Annotated in this window: 17 protein-coding genes and 1 tRNA gene; 9 read left to right on the top strand and 9 right to left on the bottom strand. The window is 64.2% G+C overall.

Going from position 1 to position 20,361, the window contains the following annotated elements:
* Positions 1–206: 206 nt before the first annotated feature.
* Positions 207–2,270, bottom strand: coding sequence for an ATP-dependent DNA helicase RecG (gene recG / locus BV95_RS16100; RefSeq protein WP_037454165.1), 2,064 nt, complete (start codon positions 2,268–2,270; stop codon positions 207–209).
* A gap of 86 nt (positions 2,271–2,356) precedes the next feature.
* Between recG and BV95_RS16095 the strand changes: the two genes are divergently transcribed.
* The 4 genes from BV95_RS16095 to BV95_RS16080 all read left to right on the top strand — a co-directional run bounded on the left by BV95_RS16095 (position 2,357) and on the right by BV95_RS16080 (position 7,490).
* Positions 2,357–2,626, top strand: coding sequence for an FAD assembly factor SdhE (locus BV95_RS16095; RefSeq protein ID WP_037454162.1), 270 nt, complete (start codon positions 2,357–2,359; stop codon positions 2,624–2,626).
* Between the two features lie 151 nt (positions 2,627–2,777).
* Positions 2,778–6,251, top strand: coding sequence for a transcription-repair coupling factor (gene mfd / locus BV95_RS16090; protein WP_037454160.1), 3,474 nt, complete (start codon positions 2,778–2,780; stop codon positions 6,249–6,251).
* 101 nt (positions 6,252–6,352) lie between these two features.
* A complete protein-coding gene (locus tag BV95_RS16085) occupies positions 6,353–6,772 on the top strand; it encodes a hypothetical protein (RefSeq protein ID WP_037454157.1) in 420 nt (139 codons plus the stop codon).
* On the top strand, positions 6,744–7,490 hold the full coding sequence (locus BV95_RS16080; protein WP_305851996.1) for a TorF family putative porin: 747 nt from the start codon (positions 6,744–6,746) through the stop codon (positions 7,488–7,490). Before BV95_RS16085 ends, BV95_RS16080 begins: the two co-directional genes overlap by 29 nt.
* A 9-nt stretch (positions 7,491–7,499) precedes the next feature.
* On the opposite strand, the gene BV95_RS16075 is transcribed toward BV95_RS16080, so the two are convergent.
* Positions 7,500–9,536, bottom strand: a complete 2,037-nt coding sequence (locus BV95_RS16075; RefSeq protein ID WP_037454151.1) for a putative bifunctional diguanylate cyclase/phosphodiesterase — start codon at positions 9,534–9,536, stop codon at positions 7,500–7,502.
* 96 nt (positions 9,537–9,632) lie between these two features.
* Here BV95_RS16075 and moaA point away from each other — a divergent pair, with 96 nt between their 5' ends.
* The 3 genes from moaA to BV95_RS16060 all read left to right on the top strand — a co-directional run bounded on the left by moaA (position 9,633) and on the right by BV95_RS16060 (position 11,584).
* Entirely contained in the window at positions 9,633–10,658 is a 1,026-nt protein-coding gene (moaA, locus tag BV95_RS16070) for a GTP 3',8-cyclase MoaA (RefSeq protein WP_234703211.1), read from the top strand.
* Complete coding sequence (locus BV95_RS16065; protein ID WP_037454149.1) at positions 10,655–11,431, top strand: NAD kinase; 777 nt, start codon at positions 10,655–10,657, stop codon at positions 11,429–11,431. Before moaA ends, BV95_RS16065 begins: the two co-directional genes overlap by 4 nt.
* A gap of 78 nt (positions 11,432–11,509) precedes the next feature.
* Positions 11,510–11,584: transfer RNA gene (locus tag BV95_RS16060), tRNA-Asn, on the top strand.
* A gap of 31 nt (positions 11,585–11,615) precedes the next feature.
* On the opposite strand, the gene BV95_RS16055 is transcribed toward BV95_RS16060, so the two are convergent.
* The 3 genes from BV95_RS16055 to BV95_RS16045 all read right to left on the bottom strand — a co-directional run bounded on the left by BV95_RS16055 (position 11,616) and on the right by BV95_RS16045 (position 13,478).
* Positions 11,616–12,083, bottom strand: coding sequence for a glycosyltransferase (locus tag BV95_RS16055; RefSeq protein ID WP_037454146.1), 468 nt, complete (start codon positions 12,081–12,083; stop codon positions 11,616–11,618).
* Positions 12,080–12,475: a glycosyltransferase family protein gene (locus BV95_RS16050; RefSeq protein WP_234703210.1), complete on the bottom strand. Its 396-nt coding sequence runs from the start codon at positions 12,473–12,475 to the stop codon at positions 12,080–12,082. The genes BV95_RS16055 and BV95_RS16050 overlap by 4 nt, the downstream gene beginning before the upstream one ends.
* A gap of 100 nt (positions 12,476–12,575) precedes the next feature.
* Positions 12,576–13,478, bottom strand: a complete 903-nt coding sequence (locus BV95_RS16045) for a UTP--glucose-1-phosphate uridylyltransferase (protein ID WP_049785939.1) — start codon at positions 13,476–13,478, stop codon at positions 12,576–12,578.
* 538 nt (positions 13,479–14,016) lie between these two features.
* On the opposite strand from BV95_RS16045, the gene BV95_RS16040 reads away from it, so the two are divergent.
* Entirely contained in the window at positions 14,017–15,381 is a 1,365-nt protein-coding gene (locus BV95_RS16040; protein ID WP_234703209.1) for an exopolysaccharide biosynthesis polyprenyl glycosylphosphotransferase, read from the top strand.
* Between the two features lie 130 nt (positions 15,382–15,511).
* Here BV95_RS16040 and BV95_RS16035 read toward each other — a convergent pair whose 3' ends face one another.
* The 4 genes from BV95_RS16035 to BV95_RS16020 all read right to left on the bottom strand — a co-directional run bounded on the left by BV95_RS16035 (position 15,512) and on the right by BV95_RS16020 (position 19,480).
* The gene (locus BV95_RS16035; protein ID WP_037454245.1) at positions 15,512–16,150 is read right to left on the bottom strand and encodes a trimeric intracellular cation channel family protein; all 639 of its coding nucleotides are present in this window, start codon (positions 16,148–16,150) and stop codon (positions 15,512–15,514) included.
* A gap of 99 nt (positions 16,151–16,249) precedes the next feature.
* The gene (locus tag BV95_RS16030) at positions 16,250–16,795 is read right to left on the bottom strand and encodes a glutathione peroxidase (protein WP_037454140.1); all 546 of its coding nucleotides are present in this window, start codon (positions 16,793–16,795) and stop codon (positions 16,250–16,252) included.
* Positions 16,796–16,832: 37 nt separating this feature from the next.
* Positions 16,833–17,558, bottom strand: a complete 726-nt coding sequence (locus BV95_RS16025; RefSeq protein WP_051749815.1) for a VIT1/CCC1 transporter family protein — start codon at positions 17,556–17,558, stop codon at positions 16,833–16,835.
* A 59-nt stretch (positions 17,559–17,617) separates the two neighbouring features.
* A complete protein-coding gene (locus BV95_RS16020; RefSeq protein WP_037454138.1) occupies positions 17,618–19,480 on the bottom strand; it encodes an ABC-F family ATP-binding cassette domain-containing protein in 1,863 nt (620 codons plus the stop codon).
* A gap of 136 nt (positions 19,481–19,616) precedes the next feature.
* Here BV95_RS16020 and BV95_RS16015 point away from each other — a divergent pair, with 136 nt between their 5' ends.
* Positions 19,617–20,345: an SIMPL domain-containing protein gene (locus BV95_RS16015; RefSeq protein WP_037454135.1), complete on the top strand. Its 729-nt coding sequence runs from the start codon at positions 19,617–19,619 to the stop codon at positions 20,343–20,345.
* Positions 20,346–20,361: the final 16 nt, after the last annotated feature.

Genomic DNA, 20,361 nt, shown 5'->3' with positions numbered 1-20,361 from the left:
ATGGGGAGGGGGACCAGCCGCAGGCTGGTGGAGGGGAATGGAGCACGACCTCCGAAATTCCCCTCCACCACTCGCTTCGCGAGCGGTCCCCCTCCCCACGCTGCGCGTAGGGAGGAATTAATGGCAGCTATTAGCCATTTCCCGGCATTCCGAACCACCCTGATGGGTTCCTGCCTTCGCATGAGCCCGATATTATATCGGACCAGCTAACCGCTGCGGAGCAAACCTACCGCTGCATCGCGTTCAAAGAGGTAGAGGCAGGTCCGGGCCGCCTCCCCCCTAGCTTCGGTCAGGCCCCCGTCCCTGTCAATCAGGAGATGAGCGTCGTCTCTTGCCGAATCCAGCAAGGCCGAAAGATGTTCGGGTGTTGCCAGTTTAAGCTGCTGTTCCCCCGATTGGCGCGTACCGAGGATTTCGCCCGCTCCCCTCAGGCGCAAGTCTTCCTCGGCTATGCGGAAACCGTCATTGGTTTCGCGCATCAAGGCCAGACGCGCGCGGCTCGTTTCGCTCAAAGCACCACCGCGAAGCAGGATGCAGACGCTGTGGTTCTGGCCCCGGCCCACCCGGCCCCTAAGCTGGTGAAGTTGCGCCAGACCGAAGCGCTCCGCCCCTTCGATGATGATGAGGCTGCTGTTGGGAACATCCACGCCGACTTCGATGACCGTGGTAGCGACAAGGATTTTCGTGCGGGCGGAGGCAAAGGCCTCCATCGCGGCGTCCTTTTCCGGGCCTTTCATGCGGCCATGGACCAGGCCGACCAATGGACCGAAGCGCATCTTCAGCATTTCGGCGCGGGCTTCGGCAGCCGCCTGGTCGCTGGTTTCGCTTTCCTCGACCAGCGGGCAGACCCAATAGGCCTGGCCGCCGCCCTTCACATGGCGGGCCAGCGCCTCGACCACCTCTTCCAGCCGGTTGGCGGACATGACGACGGTCTGGATCGGCTGACGGCCCGGCGGCATCTCGTCCAGGCGGGAAACGTCCATTTCGCCATAATAAGTGAGCGTCAGGGTGCGCGGGATCGGGGTGGCGGTCATCACCAGCAGGTGCGGCGCGCGTTCGGCCTTCGCGGCGAGCATCATGCGTTGCGCCACGCCGAAACGATGTTGTTCGTCGATCACTGCGAGGGCGAGATTCTTGTAGCGCACCGCCTCCTGAAAGATGGCGTGGGTGCCGACGAGTATGTCGATGCTGCCGTCCGCCAAGCCCATCAGGGTGGATTCGCGGGTCTTGCCCTTTTCCCGACCGGTGAGGATGGCGATGGTGACGGGCAGGCCCGACGCCATTTTACGCAGCGTCTCATAATGCTGGCGGGCGAGGATTTCGGTCGGGGCGAGAAGCGCGCCCTGCGCCCCAGCTTCCACCGTGTTGAGCAGCGCCATCAGCGCCACCAGCGTCTTGCCGGACCCGACATCGCCTTGCAGCAGGCGGAGCATGGGAACGGGTTGGGCCATGTCGCCCTCAATCTCCCCAAAGGCGCGGCGTTGCGCGCCGGTCGGGGCGAAGGGCAGTTGGAGCATGGCGCGCAGGCGGCCGTCCCCGGCGATGGGCATCCCCCTGCGCTTGCGGGAGGATTGGCGGACCAGCATCAGCGCAAGCTGGCCCGCGAAGATTTCGTCATAGGCCAGCCGTTCGCGGGCCTGGGCGTCACTGGGGTCGGCGTGGATGCGGGTGAGCGCTTCGCGCCATGCGGGCCAACCCTTGCGGGCGAGCAGGCTGGGTTCGATCCATTCGGGAAGGTCCGGAGCGCGGCTCAGCGACTGGGCGACCAGATCGCGCAGGCGGTTGTTGGTGAGGCCTTCGGAAAGGCCATAGACCGGCTCGCGGGCCGAGATGGTGGCGGCTTCCTCCGGCGGGAGGACATAGTCGGGATGGACGATCTGGAGATTGTCGCCATAGGCCTCCAGCTTGCCAGAGACGAATTTGGGTTCGCCCAGCGGCAACAGCTTGCGCGGCCAGGCGCTGTTGCGGCCGAAATAGACCAGCGCGACGCTGTTGCCGTGCCTGTCCTGCGCGATGACGCGAAAGGGGGCGCGGGCGCTGCCCGAGGCGTGATAGTCGGTCGGGGTGAGCTGAATCCCGATGACGCGGCCGGAGTCGGAGAGAATCAGTTCGTCCACCATGCGGCGGTCGATGAAGCTGACCGGCAAATGAAAGGCCACGTCGACGGCGCGGGCGAGGCCCAGCCGCTCCAGCGGTTTGGCCAGCGCCGGGCCTACGCCCTTGAGCGCTTCGATTTCGGTGAAGAGTGGGTTGAGGATGTCGGGTCGCATGGCTATGGCCCTTCCTCTAGCCCAGCCGGGACGGTGGTTCAAACATCCGATCGGTGATTTCGGCATGTTCGCCTAAGGAACAAATTGTGAACGAAGACCCCCGCATCCGACGCCTGCAATTCCGGGCCTGGCATCGTGGCATCAAGGAAGCGGATCTGGCCGTGGGCGGTTTTTTCGACCGCTATCATGCCGGGTGGGGCGAAGAGGAACTCGATTGGTTCGAGCGGTTTATCGAGGAGCAGGACGCGGACATCATGGCCTGGGCCTTGGGGACGCTGCCGCTGCCGGATGAATGGCGGGGACCGATGTGGGATCAGTTCGCGAAGATGGATTTTGTAGAGATCGGGAAGAAGTGACCTCACGCCCCCTCCCGCAGGCGGGAGGGGCAGCGAGACTTGCCGAGCCGCAGGCGAGGTTAGTCGCAGCGGGGTGGGTACGCCTGCACCACTGCCGTTGCAATGCCCACCCCTAACCCCTCCCGCTTGCGGGAGGGGGACTGAGTAACCGATGACCGACCTTCTCAAGATTCTCAAAGCCTCCTCCCCGGTCACCCTTTCGGGGGTTCCCGCCGGGTTTCAGCCCTGGTTGCTGGCGGACATCGCGCGGGCCGCAGCCGGTTCCGGTTCTGGGCGGGCGCTGTTCGTGGCGCCCGATGAGCAGCTTATGCGGGCGGTGGCGGACACGGCGCATTATTTCGCGCCGGAGATCGAGATCGTCGAAATTCCCGCCTGGGACTGCCTGCCCTATGACCGGGCCAGTCCTTCGCTCAGGTCGGCTTCGGCGCGGCTGGCGGGGCTTTATGCCTTGCAGGGCAAGCCCAAGGGACCGCAGCTTGTCCTGACGACGCTCAATGCATTGACTCAGCGGACGCTCACCCCCTTTCGCGTGCGGCAGTTGGTGGCGAAGCTCGCGCCCAAGGAGCGGATCGCGATTTCGCGGCTGGCGGAAATGTTGCAGGCCAACGGCTATGTGCGGACGGATACCGTTCATGACCGGGGCGAATTCGCCATTCGCGGCGGCATTGTCGACCTGTTTCCCGGCGGCGAGGAACAGCCCTTGCGGCTCGATTTCTTCGGCGATGAGATAGAGACGGTGCGGCGCTTCGACCCCGCCGATCAGCGGACCAGCGGCAGCGTCGATGGCTTCACGCTGCTGCCCGCGTCCGAAGCTTTGCTGGATGAGGAGACGATCAAACGGTTTCGCGGTCGCTATCGCGAGACGTTCGGGGCCACGGCGACGGGCGATCCGCTTTATCAGGCGGTGAGCGACGGGCGGCGGCTGGCGGGGATGGAGCATTGGCTGCCGCTGTTCGAGGAACGGCTGGTGCCGATGTCCGAACATCTGGGCGACGACACTATCGTGGTGCTGGACCATGGCGTGGCGGGCGCGGCGGAGGCCCGGTTCGAGGCGATCCGGGATTATCACGCCAACCGGGTGCAGGCGAAATCCTCCGATCCGGGGGCGTATCGGCCTTTGGAGCCGGCGGCGCTGTATCTGGACAGCGCGGAATGGGACGGGCTGGTTCACGAATGGCCCATGCACGCCACCACGCCCTTTCATGAGCCGGAAAGCGCCTCCGTCATCGATTTCGCCGTCGACGGGCCGCGTGATTTTGCGCCGGAGCGGGCGCAGAACGCCAATGTCTATGAGGCTGTGGGCAAGCATATCGCGTCGTTGCAGCGGGCGAAGAAGAAGGTCGTGATCGCCAGCTATTCCGGGGGTGCGCGGGAGCGGCTTTCGGGGCTTTTGGCCGATCATGGGCTGAAACGGATCGCGGCGGCGGATAGCTGGCAGGAGGCATTGGGAATCGCCGCCGGGGGCAGCACGGTGCTGACCGTCCTGCCGCTGGACCATGGCTTTGCCGCGCCTGACGTGGCGGTGCTGACGGAGCAGGACATGCTGGGCGACCGGCTGGTCCGGCGCGCCAAGCGGAAGAAGAATGCCGACGCCTTTTTGCAGGAGCTGGCTACGCTCTCGCCTGGCGATCTGGTGGTGCATATGGACCATGGGATCGGGCGTTATGAGGGGCTGACGCAGATTCCGGTGGCCAAGGCGGCGCATGACTGCGTGGCGCTGGAATATGCGGGCGGCGACAAGCTGTACGTGCCGGTGGAGAATCTGGAGGTTCTTTCCCGCTATGGCTCCGACAGCGAGGGCGTAAGCCTCGACAAGCTGGGCGGCGAGGCGTGGCAGCGGCGCAAGGCCCGGATGAAGGAGCGCATCCGCGAGATTGCGGGCGAATTGCTCAAGACGGCGGCGGAACGGGCCTTGCGGGCGGCGACCGTGGCGGAACCGGACAGCGCCGGTTATCCGGCCTTCGTGGACCGTTTCCCCTATCAGGAAACGGAAGATCAGGACCGCGCCATCGGCGATGTGATCGAGGATCTGAGCGCGGGTAGGCCGATGGACCGGCTGGTCTGCGGCGATGTCGGGTTCGGCAAGACGGAGGTCGCTTTGCGGGCCGCTTTCGTGGCGGCGATGGCGGGAATGCAGGTGGTGGTGATCTGCCCGACCACCCTGCTCGCCCGGCAGCATCATATGAATTTCGAGGAACGCTTCCGGGGCTTTCCGGTGAATATCGGCCGCCTGTCGCGGTTGGTGCCGGACAAGGAGGCGAAGGCCGTGAAGGCGGGCCTTGCCGACGGGACCGTCGATATCGTGGTCGGCACCCATGCGCTGCTGGCGAAGGGGCTGGAATTCAAGCGGCTTGGCTTGGTCATCGTGGACGAGGAGCAGCGGTTCGGCGTGACGCACAAGGAGCGGCTGAAATCGCTCAAGACCGACGTCCATGTCTTGACGCTGACGGCGACGCCGATCCCCCGGACGTTGCAGATGGCGATGTCCGGGCTGCGCGAGCTTTCCGTCATCCAGACGCCTCCGGTCGACCGTCTGGCGGTGCGGACATACATCATGCCCTGGGATGGGGTCGTGATCCGGGAGGCTTTGCTGCGCGAACATTACCGCGGCGGGCAGAGCTTCTTCGTGGTGCCGCGCATCGCCGACCTGACCGAGGTGGAGGAATTCCTACGCACCGAAGTGCCGGAGGTGAAGCCCATCGTCGCCCACGGCCAGATGGCGGCGGGCGAGGTCGAGGAACGGATGTCGGCCTTCTACGACAAGCGGTACGATGTGCTGCTGTCGACCACCATCGTGGAGAGCGGCCTGGATATTCCGTCCGCCAATACGCTGATCATCCATCGGGCGGATCGCTTCGGGCTGGCGCAATTATATCAGCTTCGTGGGCGGGTGGGCCGGTCGAAGACGCGGGCCTATGCCTATTTCACCACGCCCGCGAACCGGGTGATTACCGAGACGGCGGAAAAGCGGCTGAAGGTGCTGTCCGATCTGGATACGCTGGGGGCTGGGTTCCAGTTGGCCTCGCATGACCTGGATATCCGGGGCGCGGGCAATCTGGTGGGCGATGAGCAGTCCGGGCACATCAAGGAAGTCGGGTTCGAACTTTACCAGTCGATGCTGGAGGATGCGATATTGGAGGCCAAGGCGGGCGGCGCCGGGATCGAGAAGCGGGAGAGCTTCTCGCCGCAAATCACCGTCGATGCGCCAATCCTGATTCCGGAGGATTATGTACCCGACCTCGACCTGCGCATGGGCCTGTACCGCCGCCTCAACGAGGTCGAGGACCGGCAGGGGCTGGAGGCTTTTGCGGCGGAACTGATCGACCGGTTCGGGAAGCTGCCCGCGCCGACGCAAAATCTGTTCAAGGTCATCGAGATCAAGCAGAATTGCGTCGCCGCCAACATCGCCAAGATCGATGTGGGGCCGAAGGGCGCGCTGGTCAGCTTCTTCGAGGATCGCTTCCCCAAGCCGGAAAATCTGGTCGCTTATATTCAGCGCCTGAACGGCGTGGCGCGGCTGCGGCCGGACAGCAAGATCGTGGTGAACCGGGCCTGGGCCGATCCGGGAGCGCGGTTGAACGGGGCTTTGCAATTGTCGAAGGGACTGGCGAAAGCGGCGGGATAGCACCGCTTTGTTATGGCGCAGAAAAGAGCCGGAAACAGTCGCGACCTAAATTCTGCATCGATGACCGGACAGGAAAGCCCGGCATCGAGCAGGAGATTGATATGAGTTTGACCCTTATTGCGCTGGCCGCGGCGGCGATGCCTACGGCATCCCACAGCGTTCAGATCGACCATGGCGGGACGCCGGTACAGGCGACCTACAATGCACGGGCAGAATTCCAGACGAGGACGCTGGGGGCCAAGACCCCGAACCGGATGGACATGCAGCGTTGCCAGTGGACCGCGACCATCGTGGTCGACCGCGCGCTGAACCATGGTCCCGCGCTCAGCCGCACCATTTCCAGCCACAAGCGGTTTTCGGGCAGCGAGCATGGCGCTTGCACGCCGGGCCGCCAGTCGGGCGAGCGCAACCTGGCGCAATATGCGGGCCAGATTCGCGACCATCTGATCGCGGTGGCGGAAGCCGACCGGGCGCCGCTATTGGCTGAGCTTGATGCCGTCCGCAAACTTGCCTCCAACTGAGAAACGGGTTGCGCTGGCCTGCGCCCTTGCGGCGTGGGCCAGTGCGGGTCCGGCCTTTGCCCAATATGCCGACCGGGTTTCGGCGACGGTGGAGATTGCGAGCGATGAGCGGCGCCGTGGACTGAGTTGGAGCGAGGGCGATCCGGTGGTGCGCGCTGCCCTGTCCGTGCCGGTGGCGGAGGGGCTGAGCCTGGACGGCTCGGCCGTTTCGCTCTGGGGGAGCGACCGGCATGGCGGGGCGGATGCGGTGGTCGATCTGGGCGCGGCCTATATGCGGCAGATCGGCGGATGGCGGCTTTCGGCAGAGGGGCGCTACCATCTGTTTCCGGGATCGTCCGGCCAGGGCTATGGAGAGATAGGCGCGGGTGCGGGTTTTCTGATCGGACCCGCCAGTATCGACATCAACGGGAATTATGCGCCCCGGCAATCTGCTGTTGGCGGGGATAATCTATATCTTTCGGCCTCTGCGTCGGCGGGGGTGCCGGGAACGCCTCTGACGGTTTCGGCCCGGATTGGGCGATCTTCGGGAAATGCGCGCGATCCGCTGCGGGCGGCGCGGCTGCGGCCGGACGGCGCCTATTGGGACTATGGGATCGGGGTCGATTATCTCAAAGGGCGCTGGTCTGCGGGGGTGCGCTATGCCGACAGCAGCATCGACACTTCCCGCACCCGGCATGCTGGGGCGACGTTGATCGGGCGATTGGGATTCAGTCTCTAGCACCCCCGCTCATGGCTTCAACGCCAACGCCACCAGATCGGCGGAGGAAACGCCCGCCGATCGCAGGAATCCCTGATAATAGTCGCAACCTTCGCGGGACAGCAGGTCGAGTTGCTGTTCCGTCTCCACCCCTTCTGCGATGACGCTGAGGCCCAGCGATTTGGCCATGTGGATCACGCCGCGCACGATGATGCGGTCACGGGCGGTGCCCGCGATGTCCTGCGCCAGGCCGCTGTCGATCTTGAGATAATCCAGCGGCAGGCTCTTGAGATAGGCGAGGCTGGAATAGCCGGTGCCGAAATCGTCCACCGCCACCGCCAACCCCTCGGCGCGCAACGCAGTGAGCAGCGCTGTCGCATTGTCGACATCCTCGATCAGCCCGCTTTCGGTGATTTCCACCGTCAGGCGGGACCGGGGAAAGCCGCTCATGTCCACCAGATTCAGGAATTGCGGCATGAAGCCGGGCTGGGCGATGTCCTCCGCCGTGACGTTGATAGACAGGCGCAGGTGGGACAAAGCGCGGGGCCATGCGGCGGCCTGCCGCAGCGCTTCAGCCTGAATATGCGCCGACAGCGGGAGCATATAGTCGGACCGTTCCGCCGTGGCGAACAGCATCCCCGCGCCCAGCGCCCCATATTGCGGGTGGTTCCATCGGGCCAGCGCCTCCACGCCGACCATCTGTTCGCCGCCGACCGGATATTGCGGCTGGAACAATATGGCGATCTCGCCGCGATGCAGGGCAAGGCGCAGGTCGGTCTCCAACTGATCGGCGTCGACCTGACGGCTGCGCTTTTCGGAGGAGAAGATGCGGATGCCCTCCCCTCCCCCGACCCTGGCGTCAGCCAGGGCGGTTCCGGCGCGACGGATGAGGCGGGTCGCGTCATCGTCGGAACGCGACTGGGCGATGCCGCAGCGGGCGGTCAGGCGGATGAGGTGATCGCCCGCGCTGAACGGGCGGCCGATGGCGCCGATGAGCTGGCGGGCGAGGAAAGTCGCCTTCTCGGCCGTGGCGGCTTCCCCGGTCAGGCCGATCAGGAATTCCGTCCCGGCGATGCGCGCCACCATGGCTTCGGCGGCCATGTCGACCGTCATGCGCTCGATCCGGCGGGCGATCCGGCCCAGCAGCGCGTCCCCCACCACTTGGCCATAGGCAGCGTTCATCCGGTCGAACTGGCTGATCGACAGCAGGAGCACCGTGGTCGCCAGCCCCTTGCGCCGGTCCAGCCAGTCGAGCGCCGCCTGCCGCGAACGCAGGCCGGTAAGGTCATCGCGCCCCGTCTCATCAGGGCCGTAAGCGTCGGAAAGCCATTCCACATCCGCCGCGACCACGCCGTCGATCAGGCGCAGATGATGGACCAGCCGGTCGCCGGGGCGGCCGGGAGCGGCATGGGCGAAGGCTTCGGGACGGCCGGAACGCATCATGCCGCGCAAGGCCGCGATCACCGAACGCCGCTCCGAACGCGGCAGGCGGCGGATGAAGCCCGCCGGACCGATACTGCGCCCCTCAATGCCGAGATGGCGGGCGAGATTGTCGCTGAGGCGGACGGCGTCCCCCTCCCTTTCCCAGAACAGCGCGTCGCCGCGCCGGATGCGCTGGGCGCGACGGCTGTGGGTGGCGCCGCCCACCAGCCGGTCGACCAGCCGCTGGGCGGAAGCGAGCGTGGCGCGCAATTCGCCCGGCGTGAAAGGCGCGATCAGGAAATGCGTCGCCCCCGCCTCCAGCAGGCCGGGCACGGCGGCGATATGCTGCGCGTCGACCAGCACGACCAGCGCGCCGCCGCCCGCATCGACCGCCGGAACCAGCGACGCGATCAGCCGGACGTCGCCCTCGCCCGCGCCGCGCATGTCGACCAGCGCGATCTGGGCATCACTATGCAGAAAACGTTGCGCGGCGTCGGTCGCGCGGCGGGCGGCCATGGCGCGCCAACCGGCGGCCTGCGCCTGCCGCGACAGGCCGTCGCGGTCGCCCGGAGACAGGATGAAAAGGCTGCGCTGTCCGTCCAGTGCGGTTTCACCGCTCACATGATGCTCCCTGGGAGGGTCCATCGCCCCCCTTTATCCGTATATCGGTTAGCGACCTGTTCACATTGCCGCAACCGGGGACGCTTGCGCGGGGCAGGTCCATCGCCTAGCTAGGGAAGCATGGAGACGGTCGATAAGGGCATGGTCGATCCGGGGCGTAGGGCGTTGACCGACGCGCTCGGCCGCCGGATCAGCTATTTGCGGATTTCGGTGACGGACCGCTGCGACCTGCGCTGCCGCTATTGCATGGCGGAGCGGATGACTTTCCTGCCCAAGGATCAGGTGCTGACGCTGGAGGAGATCGCGCTGCTGGCGGACCTCTTCATTGCGCGGGGCGTACGCAGGATCAGGCTGACCGGCGGGGAGCCGCTGGTGCGGCGGGATATCGTAGACCTCGTCCGCCGCATCGGGCGGCATCTGGGCGAAGGGCTGGACGAAGTGACGCTCACCACCAACGGCACCAGGCTGGCGCAGCATGCGCAGGCGCTGGCCGATGCGGGCGTGCGGCGGATCAACGTCAGTCTGGACAGCCGCGATCCGGATCGCTTCGCCCATGTGACGCGCAACGGCGACATCCGGCTGGTGTTCGAGGGGCTGGAGGCGGCGCGGGCCGCCGGGCTGGCGGTGAAGATCAACATGGTGGCGCTGAAGGGCATCAATGAGGATGAAATCCTGCCGATGCTGCATTGGTGCGATGCTGAGGGCTTCGACCTGACGCTGATCGAGACGATGCCGCTGGGCGAAACCGGGGAAGATCGCACCGATCATTACCTGCCGTTGACGGAGGTGGCCGACGCCATCGGGGCGCGTCATGCCCTGGCGCCGATCGCGCATCGCACCGGTGGCCCTGCGCGCTATCATGCTGTCGAGGGGCTGGGCGCGCGGCTTGGGCTGATCACGCCGCTGACGCGGAATTTCTGCGCCGACTGCAACCGCATGCGGATGACCTGCGACGGCAAGATATTCATGTGCCTGGGGCATGAGGACCATGTCGACCTGAAATCCGCCTTCCGCGCGGGCGGAACGGCTGCGGTGGAGCCGCTGATCGACCGGGCGCTGCGGCTGAAACCGGCGGCCCATGATTTCCGCATCGGCGCGGGCGCACCGGCGGCCGTGCGGCGGCATATGAGCGTGACCGGCGGATGACGGGCGATGTCCGGCGCGCCCTGGTCGCCTCCCCCAGTCCAGCGGCCAAGGCAGCGGAGGAAAGGCTGCGCGCGGCCTATGACTTCGTGCCGGTCGAACAGGCGGATATGATCATTGCGCTGGGCGGCGACGGCTTCATGCTCCAGACGCTGCACGCCATGCTGGAAGGGCGACGGATATTGCCCGTGTTCGGCATGAACCTAGGCACAGTCGGCTTTCTGATGAACGAATGGCGGCTGGAACGGCTGGAGCAGCGGATCGAGGCGGCCAAGCTGTTCAAAGTCAATCCGCTGCGCATGACCGTCGATACGGTGGATGGGGAGCGTTTCTCCATTCCCGCCATCAATGAAGTGTCCCTGCTGCGCGAGACGCGCCAGACCGCGAAGCTGGAGGTGAAGGTCAACGACCGCACCGTGCTGCCCGAACTGGTGTGCGATGGGGTTCTGGTGGCGACGCCCGCGGGATCGACCGCCTATAATCTTTCGGCACACGGCCCCATTTTGCCCCTGGGATCAGCGCTGGTGGCGCTGACGCCGATCTGTCCGTTCCGCCCCCGGCGTTGGCGCGGCGCGATCCTGCCGGAGAATACGGCGATCCAGTTCACCGTGCTCGATCCGGTGAAGCGTCCGGTCAGCGCCGTGGCCGACCAGCGCGAAGTGCGCGACATCGCGCAGGTCGAGGTGATGATCGACCGGGCGACGCCGCTGACTTTGCTGTTCGACCCGGAACATACGCTGGACGACCGGATCGCGGCGGAACAGTTCATCGCGTGAAGATTCCGGTATTTGGCGCTTGCCATTGCCGGAAAGCCGCTGCTATAGGCGCGGCCTGCCCAGCGGAAGCCGGGCCGCTCCCCGATAGCTCAGCGGTAGAGCATTCGACTGTTAATCGAATGGCCGTAGGTTCGAATCCTACTCGGGGAGCCAATTCAACACCAAATCGTGTACGTCCCTGCGGCTATCCGACGAATTCGCGGATGGCGGCCTTAAGCTGTTCCCGCTGCGACGGAATGGCGGCTTCCACTTCCTCCCTGCTCGCGATTGCAATGGAGGGAGCCAGATCGTCGACAGTTTCCGCCACATGCACGCCGGGGCGGCCGGTCATCTGCTTCGCTGTCGCGACCTGATGATCGTTCCGATGCTCTCCCAATGAAGAGCGACGCGCCATGATGACCAGCGGCTTTCGCATGTTCTGCGCCAGCAATATCGTCCCGGTCCCGGCATGGGAGACGATGAGGCTGGCGCGGTTCAGCAGTCGATCAAATTCGGAAGCGTCCAATGTCGCCTGCCACTCCATGTTCCGGGGCCGGAATTTGCCCTTTCCCACCTGCGCGAAGACGGGCTGGCCCAAAGAAGGCGCCAAAGTGTCCATGGCCCGGATGAGGCGGTCGAAAGGCAGTTGGGTTCCGACAGTGACCAGGATCACAGGAGCGCTCCGGCGAAATGCGGCCCCTGCGGCCTCGCGAGATGTTCCCATTGAACGATGGTGCGATCGGCAATCCTGGCGGCCAGTTTTCCGCACATCGACAGGCTTTCCGCATTGGCGAAGCTTTCGATCCACAATGTCTTCGCCCCGAACAACTTGCCCGCGACAATGCAGAAAAAGCCAGGCGCCGCCCCCGTCGAGATCACGACGTCGGGGCGTAGCAGGCGGACGAGGTTGAACGCCTTCCAGATGCAACTGATCGCCGCCCATTTCGAGCTGCGGTTGCAGTCGGGCAGGATCGTCGCCTCCGTTATGCCGGCGCGGGTCGGCAAGTCCGCGAACGTCGTCGCGAAGTGAACAGCCTTATTATCGAATGCATCCTTGAGAAGCATGAGTTCTTCCCAATGCCCTCCGCCGGAGGACACAGCCAAGACGCGAACCATGAAATGACCCCCCGATCATCTTAAAAGCCGAATATATCAATAATCCAAATCAAGCTACGTCGCGGGACAGCCCCCTGCCCTTCTGAATAGTTGCGATCAAATCGGCCGCGTAGGCCAATATATGATCGCCAATATCTTCGCGATCCAGCGCCAGGGCCAGGTTCGCTTCTATGAATCCCGCCTTGGACCCGCAGTCGAACCGCTGTCCGGCAAAGGTCAGGCCGTTGAAAGGCTGGCTGCCGATCAGCGCCGCCATCGCGTCCGTGAGCTGGATTTCGCCGCCTGCGCCCTTTTCCTGCCGACCCAGCACCTGCATGATCTCCGGCTGGAGGATATAGCGGCCGGGCAGGATTAGATTGGACGGCGCGGTGCCCGGCGCGGGCTTTTCGACCAGGCCCTTGATCTCCACCACGGCGCCATGGCGTTCTCCCGGATCGACCACGCCATAGCTGGACGTCTGGTCGATGGGAATTTCAAGCGTGCACAGGAGGTTGCCGCCCAGTCTTTCATAAGCCGCCACCATCTGCGCAAGGCAGCCGGGGCTGCCATACATGAATTCATCGGGCAGGAGGACGGCGAAAGGCTCATCCCCGACAATGTGCCGTGCGCACCAGATGGCATGGCCCAGACCCAGCGGCTCCTGCTGGCGGAGGAAGACGGCCTGGCCGGGTTGCATGCGCGTGCCATGCAGCGCCGAAATATCCTTGCCCCGGCCGATCTGGGTCGTTTCCAGCTCGAACGCCATGTCGAAATAATCCTCGATCGCGCCCTTTCCCCGGCCCGTCACGAAGATGAACTGCTCGATCCCCGCCTCTATCGCTTCGTCCACCGCATATTGCAGCAGGGGACGGTCAATAATCGCCAGCAATTCCTTCGGCACGACCTTCGTCGCCGGCAGAAATCGCGTTCCGAGTCCGGCAACGGGGAAAACGGCTTTCTTGATCGGTCGCATATACCCCCACATTGCAGCAATCGACGCAAAGTTCTGCCCGAAAAGTTGCGACTCATTTAATCAATTAGCGATCCGGGACAACAAGAAATAGCGCGATGATTAAAAAGAATATTTAATCCTGTACCGAATTGGGATTACTCCTTTCCCAATTCACTTCGGAACGACGTGAACGGTCGCAGATTTTCTGCATATTCCCGTTCGCACAGGCAGAATTAGAGCATTTTCCGGCGCATTCTGCATGAATTAATCAGGGAAAATGCTTCATTCTACTGCCACGGAGCTAATGGCCAGCTTGCCGCCCCCAGCCTGCCGATTAATCCGACGCCCTGAATCGGTACATCCATCATCCTTTCGAATTAAGTTTTCAAGATATTGCAGAGCAGCATGATTTGATGTTAGCACGTGCGGTATATGCCGAAAGTTAGATTAATCCAACTTCCTAATTTAATAGGCAAAAGGGACGCGATTATTTGGACAAGATACGGAAATCAAACGACTTCATAGTCTGAGCGCGGGGGCCTCAAGAGTGCAAATAGATGTGAATCTGCATAGTGCTGCTGCCGGAAGGAAGCTGACCAGCAGGCAGATTCGCGTGACCGTCTATGCCGCGCAGTTGATGATCGACGTCTTCATCCTTGTGTTCAGCTTCCTGACGTCCAGCCTGGCGCGGATCGGTCATTTGTCCAACGGACGGAATATCGACTGGATCACGGTGCTGGTCCCCGCCTTCATCGTCGTCGCCTTTTACGGGCGGCTCTATACGCTGGATTCATTGCAATCCTACAAGCTGTCCGCCCGGCGCGCATGCGGGGCGCTGGCATGGGCGGTGGCGATCACGCTGCTGGCTTTCTTCTTTTCCAAGGACACCGATCCAGTTTCCCGATTCATCTTTTCGTCGGGATGCCTGCTTTCGTTGACGTTGCTGCTGCTCGTCCGCATTCCGATAGACATTTTCGTCAATCGCGCCATTCCCGAAATGTTCCTGAAGAAATTGCTGGTGGTCGACAATGTCCCCGCCCGCGCCACAGCGGGATATGATGTCGTGGATATGCGGGAATTGGGGCTGAAGCTGGACATTCACGACCCTGTTGCCTTGCACACCTTCAGTTCGATCGTGAGCGATTACGACCGGATATTGGTGGATTGCCGGGTCGAGGACCGCGAACATTGGTCGCTCTACCTCCAGGCCATAGGCTGCATCGGCTATCTGCTGATTCCCGAATTGCGGCCGGTGATATCCGACCATGCGCGATTGGCGTTCGACGCCGCGGCGATCAGGGTCTCCACCGGCCCGCTGGACCTGAGGAGCCGCGCAATCAAGCGCAGCTTCGACATCGCGGCGGCGGTCGCCATATTGTTCCTGGTCGCTCCGCTGCTGATCCTGGTGGCCATCGCCATCAAATGCGACAGCCCCGGCCCCATCCTGTTCAAGCAGATCCGGATAGGCCGGAGCAACCGCATGTTCCATGTCTTCAAGTTCCGAAGCATGCGCCACGAACTGGCCGATGCTTCCGGGGCCACATCGGCGTCACGGGACGACCGGCGGATTACCAGGGTCGGGCGATTCATCCGCGCATCGTCGATCGACGAACTTCCCCAAATCTTCAATGTACTTCGGGGCGACATGTCGCTGGTCGGGCCAAGACCTCATGCATTGGGCTCAAGGGCCGGGGATGATCTGTTCTGGCATGTCGACGCCCGATACTGGCTTCGCCACTCAGCCAAGCCGGGCATTACGGGCCTTGCCCAGATACGCGGTTATCGTGGCGCCACGGATACCAGGAATGACCTGATCGAGCGGTTGCGATATGATCTGGAATATGTCCGCAACTGGTCCATCATGAGCGACCTGCGGATATTGCTGGCCACTTTCGGCGTCGTCGTTCACAGGAATGCCTATTGAAGGTTGAGTGGATCTGGGTTGGCACCTGTGGGGGTGGATCCAGGTCCGGCTTGGGTGGCGGTAGCCGCGCCAACCGATTCGGTTGGAAAAACGGATATTCTTGATCCTTCCCGCCCAGCGCAGGGAGGATTTAATGAGGCGACTTATAGTGGGGTAAGCCAAGGCCGCGCCAGATTGCGGCGGCGCGGAGCAGGAAGCCCAGCAGCGCCGCGATCAACCCGGCGACCGGCACGTCCAGCCCCCACCAGCGCAACACCACGAACAGGCCGGAAGACAGGGCAGCCGCCGTCACATAAAGTTCCGGCCGCAGCAGGATGGACGGCTCCCCCGCCAGCAGGTCGCGCATGATGCCGCCGACGCAGCCGGTGACGACGCCCATCATCGCCGCCACGAAAGGGGGAACGCCGTAGCTCATTGCCTTTGCCGCGCCATAGACGGCGAAGGCGGCAAGGCCCACCGCGTCCAGCCAGTCCAGCGCCCGGTCGCTCCACCAGCGGCGCGGGGTGAACCAGATAAGCAGCGCGGCGATCATGCACGCGATGGCGGGCACCGCGTCATGCACCCAGAAGACCGGCGCGCCGATCAGCAGGTCGCGGACCGTGCCGCCCCCCACCCCCGTCACCAGCGCGAAGAAGGCGAAAGTCACCAGCGTCTGGCGCAGGCGCGCCGCCGCCAGCGCGCCTGATGCGGCAAAGACGAAGGTGCCGAGGATGCTCAGCGCTTCCAGGACCGGGCCGATTTGATAAAGGGCGATGGCTGGGGGTAGCATGAGGCCGAATAAAGCGCCGTCAGCCGCATCTGTCGAGCGGGTTCGGGCACGAATGGACAGGGCCGCCATGCCCGGTGGCGGGAATGGCGGCTTCCATCCTCATTTGGCGAGTTCAGCCTCGATCGCGGCGATGAGAGCTGAGTCATCGGGCTCGGTCGTCGGCGCGAAGCGGGCGGCGACGGTGCCGTCCTTCGCAATTACGAATTTCTCGAAATTCCAGAGGATTTCGGGTTCGGGATTAGGCGTGATGCCATAGCCTGTAAGTCTTTCGCGGAAGGCGGCGCCGTCCCCCTGCGCTTCGGGCTGGGCGCTGGTCAACGCGGCGTAGAGCGGGTGCTTTTCCGGGCCGGTGACGACGATCTTTTCGAACATCGGGAAATCGACGCCGAAATTGGTGGTGCAGAAGGACGCGATTTCTTCATTGCTGCCCGGCTCCTGCGCGGCGAAATCATTGGCGGGGAAACCGGCGACCACCAGCCCCTTGTCCTTATAACCGCCGTAAAGCTTTTCCAGCCCCTCATATTGCGGGGTCAGGCCGCATTTGGAGGCGACATTGACCGCCAGCACCACCTTGCCCGCATAATCGGCCAGGCTGGCGTCGGCGCCCTGGATGGTCTTGAGCGGGATTTGCTGAATATCGGTCATCTTTTGGCCTCCTGCGAAATGGGTCTGAACAGGGCCGTCATATGGCCGCGCCGAAAATCTTGCCCACGCCCGAAGTTGCCAGCATCGCAAACACGCCCCAGAAGACGACGCGGGCGACGGCACGCAATATTCCACCGCCGCCGAGCCGCGCGCCGACATAGCCCAGCAAGGCGAGGCAAATCAGAGACGTGACCGCGACGGCGGCGATGGCGTGGGAAGGACTGGCCACCGCCGCCAGCACGGGCGCGACCGCGCCGACCGAGAAGGTCGCGGCGGATGTCAGCGCGGCCTGGATCGGGCGGGCGGTGCTGACTTCGGAAATGCCCAGTTCGTCCCGCGCATGAGCGGCCAGCGCGTCGACATTCATCAACTGCGTCGCCACCTGACCGGCGAGGTCCGCCGTCAGGCCGCGGTCGACATAGATGTCGCGCAACTCCTCCCATTCCACATGCGGCTGTTGGGCCAGCGCCTTCTTTTCCTTGGCCAGATCGGCGCGTTCGGTGTCGGATTGGGCGCTGACGGAGACATATTCGCCCGCCGCCATCGACATGGCGCCCGCGACCAGCGCGGCTATGCCGGACAGCAATATGGTCTCCCGCGCCGCGCCGGAGGCTGCAATGCCGGTCAGCAGGCTGGCAGTCGAGACGATGCCGTCATTGGCGCCCAGCACGGCGGCGCGCAGCCAGCCGACGCGGTTGACATAATGGACCGCGTGATGGCCGTCGATCATGTCATTGTCCTGCACCGTCGCGGACTGTTCCATGTGTTTTCCCCTGACTGGATGCCTTGGCTATCAGATGAGGGGATTGGTGCAAGACCTTCTTAAGCGCCCAGCCCCTCGGCCTTTTCCGCCAGTTCCAGCCAGCGTTCCTCCGCCGCGTCCTTTTCGGCGCGGGCCTTTTCGATGGCCTTGGTCAGGGCCTCGAATTTCTTCGGGTCGCGGCTGTAGAGATTGGGGTCGGCCAGCGCTTCCTCGTCGCGGGCGATGGCAGCCTCTATCTCCTCGATGCGCTGGGGGATCAGGTCGAAATCGCGCTGATCCTTGTAACTGAGCTTGGTCGCGGCGCTTTTCTGAGGCGGGGGCGTGGCGGCTTTCTTCTCCTGCTTCGGCGCGTTCTTCGGCTGGCGCTTGGCGACCCAGTCGGCATAGCCGCCGACGATCACGTCGACAGTGCCGGAACCGTCGAGGCCCAGCGTCACGGTAACGGTGCGGTCGAGGAAATCGCGGTCGTGGCTGACGATCAGGACGGTGCCCTCATAGTCGGCGATCACTTCCTGAAGCAGGTCGAGCGTTTCGAGATCGAGGTCGTTGGTCGGCTCGTCAAGCACCAGCAGGTTCGATTCGCGGGCGAATTCGCGGGCGAACAGGAGCCGGGAGCGTTCGCCGCCCGACAGCGTCCCCACCCTCGCCTCGGCCAGCGAGGGGTCGAAGAGGAATTCCTTGAGATAGCCGTGGACATGCTTGCGCACACCGCGCACGTCGATCCAGTCGCCGCCTTCGGCCAGCACGTCCCTGACCCGTTTGTCCGGCTGCATCAGGCTGCGCTGCTGGTCGATGAAGATCATGTCGAGTGACTTGGCCTGTTTGACCTGCCCGGAATCAGGCGCGAGTTCGCCGGTCAGCAATTTCAGCAGCGTCGTCTTGCCCGCGCCGTTGCCGCCGACGATGCCGATGCGGTCGCCGCGCTGGATGCGGAGGGAGAAGTCCTTGATGACGGTGCGGCCCGGCAGTCCAACCCCGTTCGTGTCGAGCGAAGTCGAGACAGGTTGTGCGCTATGCTTCTCGACTTCGCTCGAAGCGAACGGAGCGGGGAAGGATTTCGTGACATGCTCGGCGGTGATGACGCTCTTCGTCTTGTTGTCATCGCTGGCGACCGCGATCTTCGCGACGCCCTGCGGCCCCACCATGGCGGCGCGCTGGGCGCGCATTTCCCACAGCTTCGCGAGGCGGCCCTGGTTGCGCTTGCGCCGGGCGGTGACGCCGCGTTCCAGCCAATGGGCCTCGATCTTGAGCTTCGCGTCCAGCTTTTCGGCGGCGCGGGCTTCTTCGGCATAGACGGCTTCCATCCACTCCTCGAAGCCGCCGAAGCCGATTTCGTTGCGGCGGATGCCGCCCCGGTCGAGCCAGAGCGTCTGGCGCGTCAACCGGGTCAGGAAGGCGCGGTCGTGGCTGATGACGACGAAGGCGCCATTATAACGGCTGAGCCAACCCTCCAGCCAGTCGATGGCGTCGATGTCGAGATGGTTGGTCGGCTCGTCCAGCAACAGCAGGTCGGGTTCGCTGGCCAATGCGCGGGCGATAGCGGCGCGGCGGCGTTCGCCGCCCGACGCTGTGGCGGCTTCGCGGTTGAGGTCGGTGCCGAGCTGGCTGGCGATGGCGTCCACCTCATGGGCGGGCGGGGCGAACTGGCCCGCCAGCGCGAAATCGCGCAGCGTGGCGAAGCCGCTGACGTCGGGGTCCTGCTCCAGCATGATGACACGGGCGCCGGGGCGGACCGAGCGGTTGCCCTCGTCCGGCTCGATCTGCCCCGCGATGAGCTTCAGCAGCGTGGTCTTGCCCGCGCCGTTGCGGCCGATCAGCGCCAGCCGGTCCCGCTCCCCGACGAAAATGTCGAGATTGCGGAACAGCCAATGGGTGCCCTGGGAAAGGCCGAGATTTTCGAAGGAAAGGATGGGAGCCGCCATGGCGGTGCAGCTAGGCTTTCCGGGGGTCGAGGGCAAGAGGGGGAACCGGAAGCTGTCTGACGGCTTTCAGCGCATGTCAGCGTCCGTTCATCGCAGCCGTTACAATGTGGCTGCATCGCTTTGAGGAGAAAGCCCTGTGAAATCAATGTTTGCCCTGGCCGCCCTTGGCGCCGCCCTGCCCGTCGCGGCGGTCGCGCAGACCAGCGTCACCATCGCCGAAACCGCGCCGGTCGTGACGCTGAACGTTACGGAAACGGTGGAGGCAGCGCCGGATGTGGCGACGGTCGGCACCGGGGTGCAGACCCGCGCGCAAACCGCCGCGCAGGCGATGCGCGACAATGCGGTGCAGATGGACAAGCTGATCGCAGCGCTGGTGAAGGCGGGAATCCCGAAAAAGGATATCCAGACCAGCGGCATCAATCTGAGCGCGCAATATGATTACAGCAATCGGGACGGGCAGCCGAGCGGGCCGCGCTTCATTGGGTATGAAGCGTCGAATCAGCTTTCGGTGAAGCTGCGCGACATCAGGAAGGTGGGGACTCTGCTGGATACGATGGTGGAGGCCGGTGCGACCAATGTGAACGGGCCGAGCTTCTCGATCAGCGACCCGACGCCCATGCTGGCGCAGGCGCGGGCGGCGGCTTTGAAAACCGCGAAGGCGCAGGCGGATTTCTACGCGCAGGCGGCGGGTTATCGCTCGGCGCGGCTGGTTTCGCTGGCGGAGAGCAATAGCGGCGGCCAGCCGCCCATGCCAATGATGGTGTCGGCGCGGTTCAAGGCGGATGCTGCCCCCGCCACGCCGGTGGAGCCGGGACAGGTCGGGTCTTCGGTGACGCTGACGGTGCAGTACGCGCTGGAGAAATAACGCGGCCGGGTGGGTT

The sequence above is a fragment of the Sphingobium chlorophenolicum genome (assembly GCF_000722875.1).
Classification (GTDB): domain Bacteria; phylum Pseudomonadota; class Alphaproteobacteria; order Sphingomonadales; family Sphingomonadaceae; genus Sphingobium; species Sphingobium chlorophenolicum.
Note: the sequence above shows the minus strand (reverse complement) of the source record. Positions and strands in the feature narration are given on the sequence as shown.

Excerpts from the sequence above, each read along its gene's own strand:
- BV95_RS16035 (WP_037454245.1), bottom strand. The coding sequence starts at position 16,150 with ATGCTACCCCCAGCCATCGCCCTTTATCAAATCGGCCCGGTCCTGGAA.
- recG (WP_037454165.1), bottom strand. The coding sequence starts at position 2,270 with ATGCGACCCGACATCCTCAACCCACTCTTCACCGAAATCGAAGCGCTC.
- BV95_RS16085 (WP_037454157.1), top strand. The coding sequence starts at position 6,353 with ATGAGTTTGACCCTTATTGCGCTGGCCGCGGCGGCGATGCCTACGGCA.
- BV95_RS16025 (WP_051749815.1), bottom strand. The coding sequence starts at position 17,558 with ATGGAACAGTCCGCGACGGTGCAGGACAATGACATGATCGACGGCCAT.
- mfd (WP_037454160.1), top strand. The coding sequence starts at position 2,778 with ATGACCGACCTTCTCAAGATTCTCAAAGCCTCCTCCCCGGTCACCCTT.
- BV95_RS16045 (WP_049785939.1), bottom strand. The coding sequence starts at position 13,478 with ATGCGACCGATCAAGAAAGCCGTTTTCCCCGTTGCCGGACTCGGAACG.
- BV95_RS16075 (WP_037454151.1), bottom strand. The coding sequence starts at position 9,536 with ATGGACCCTCCCAGGGAGCATCATGTGAGCGGTGAAACCGCACTGGAC.
- BV95_RS16030 (WP_037454140.1), bottom strand. The coding sequence starts at position 16,795 with ATGACCGATATTCAGCAAATCCCGCTCAAGACCATCCAGGGCGCCGAC.
- BV95_RS16080 (WP_305851996.1), top strand. The coding sequence starts at position 6,744 with ATGCCGTCCGCAAACTTGCCTCCAACTGAGAAACGGGTTGCGCTGGCC.
- moaA (WP_234703211.1), top strand. The coding sequence starts at position 9,633 with ATGGAGACGGTCGATAAGGGCATGGTCGATCCGGGGCGTAGGGCGTTG.
- BV95_RS16065 (WP_037454149.1), top strand. The coding sequence starts at position 10,655 with ATGACGGGCGATGTCCGGCGCGCCCTGGTCGCCTCCCCCAGTCCAGCG.
- BV95_RS16050 (WP_234703210.1), bottom strand. The coding sequence starts at position 12,475 with ATGCTTCTCAAGGATGCATTCGATAATAAGGCTGTTCACTTCGCGACG.
- BV95_RS16020 (WP_037454138.1), bottom strand. The coding sequence starts at position 19,480 with ATGGCGGCTCCCATCCTTTCCTTCGAAAATCTCGGCCTTTCCCAGGGC.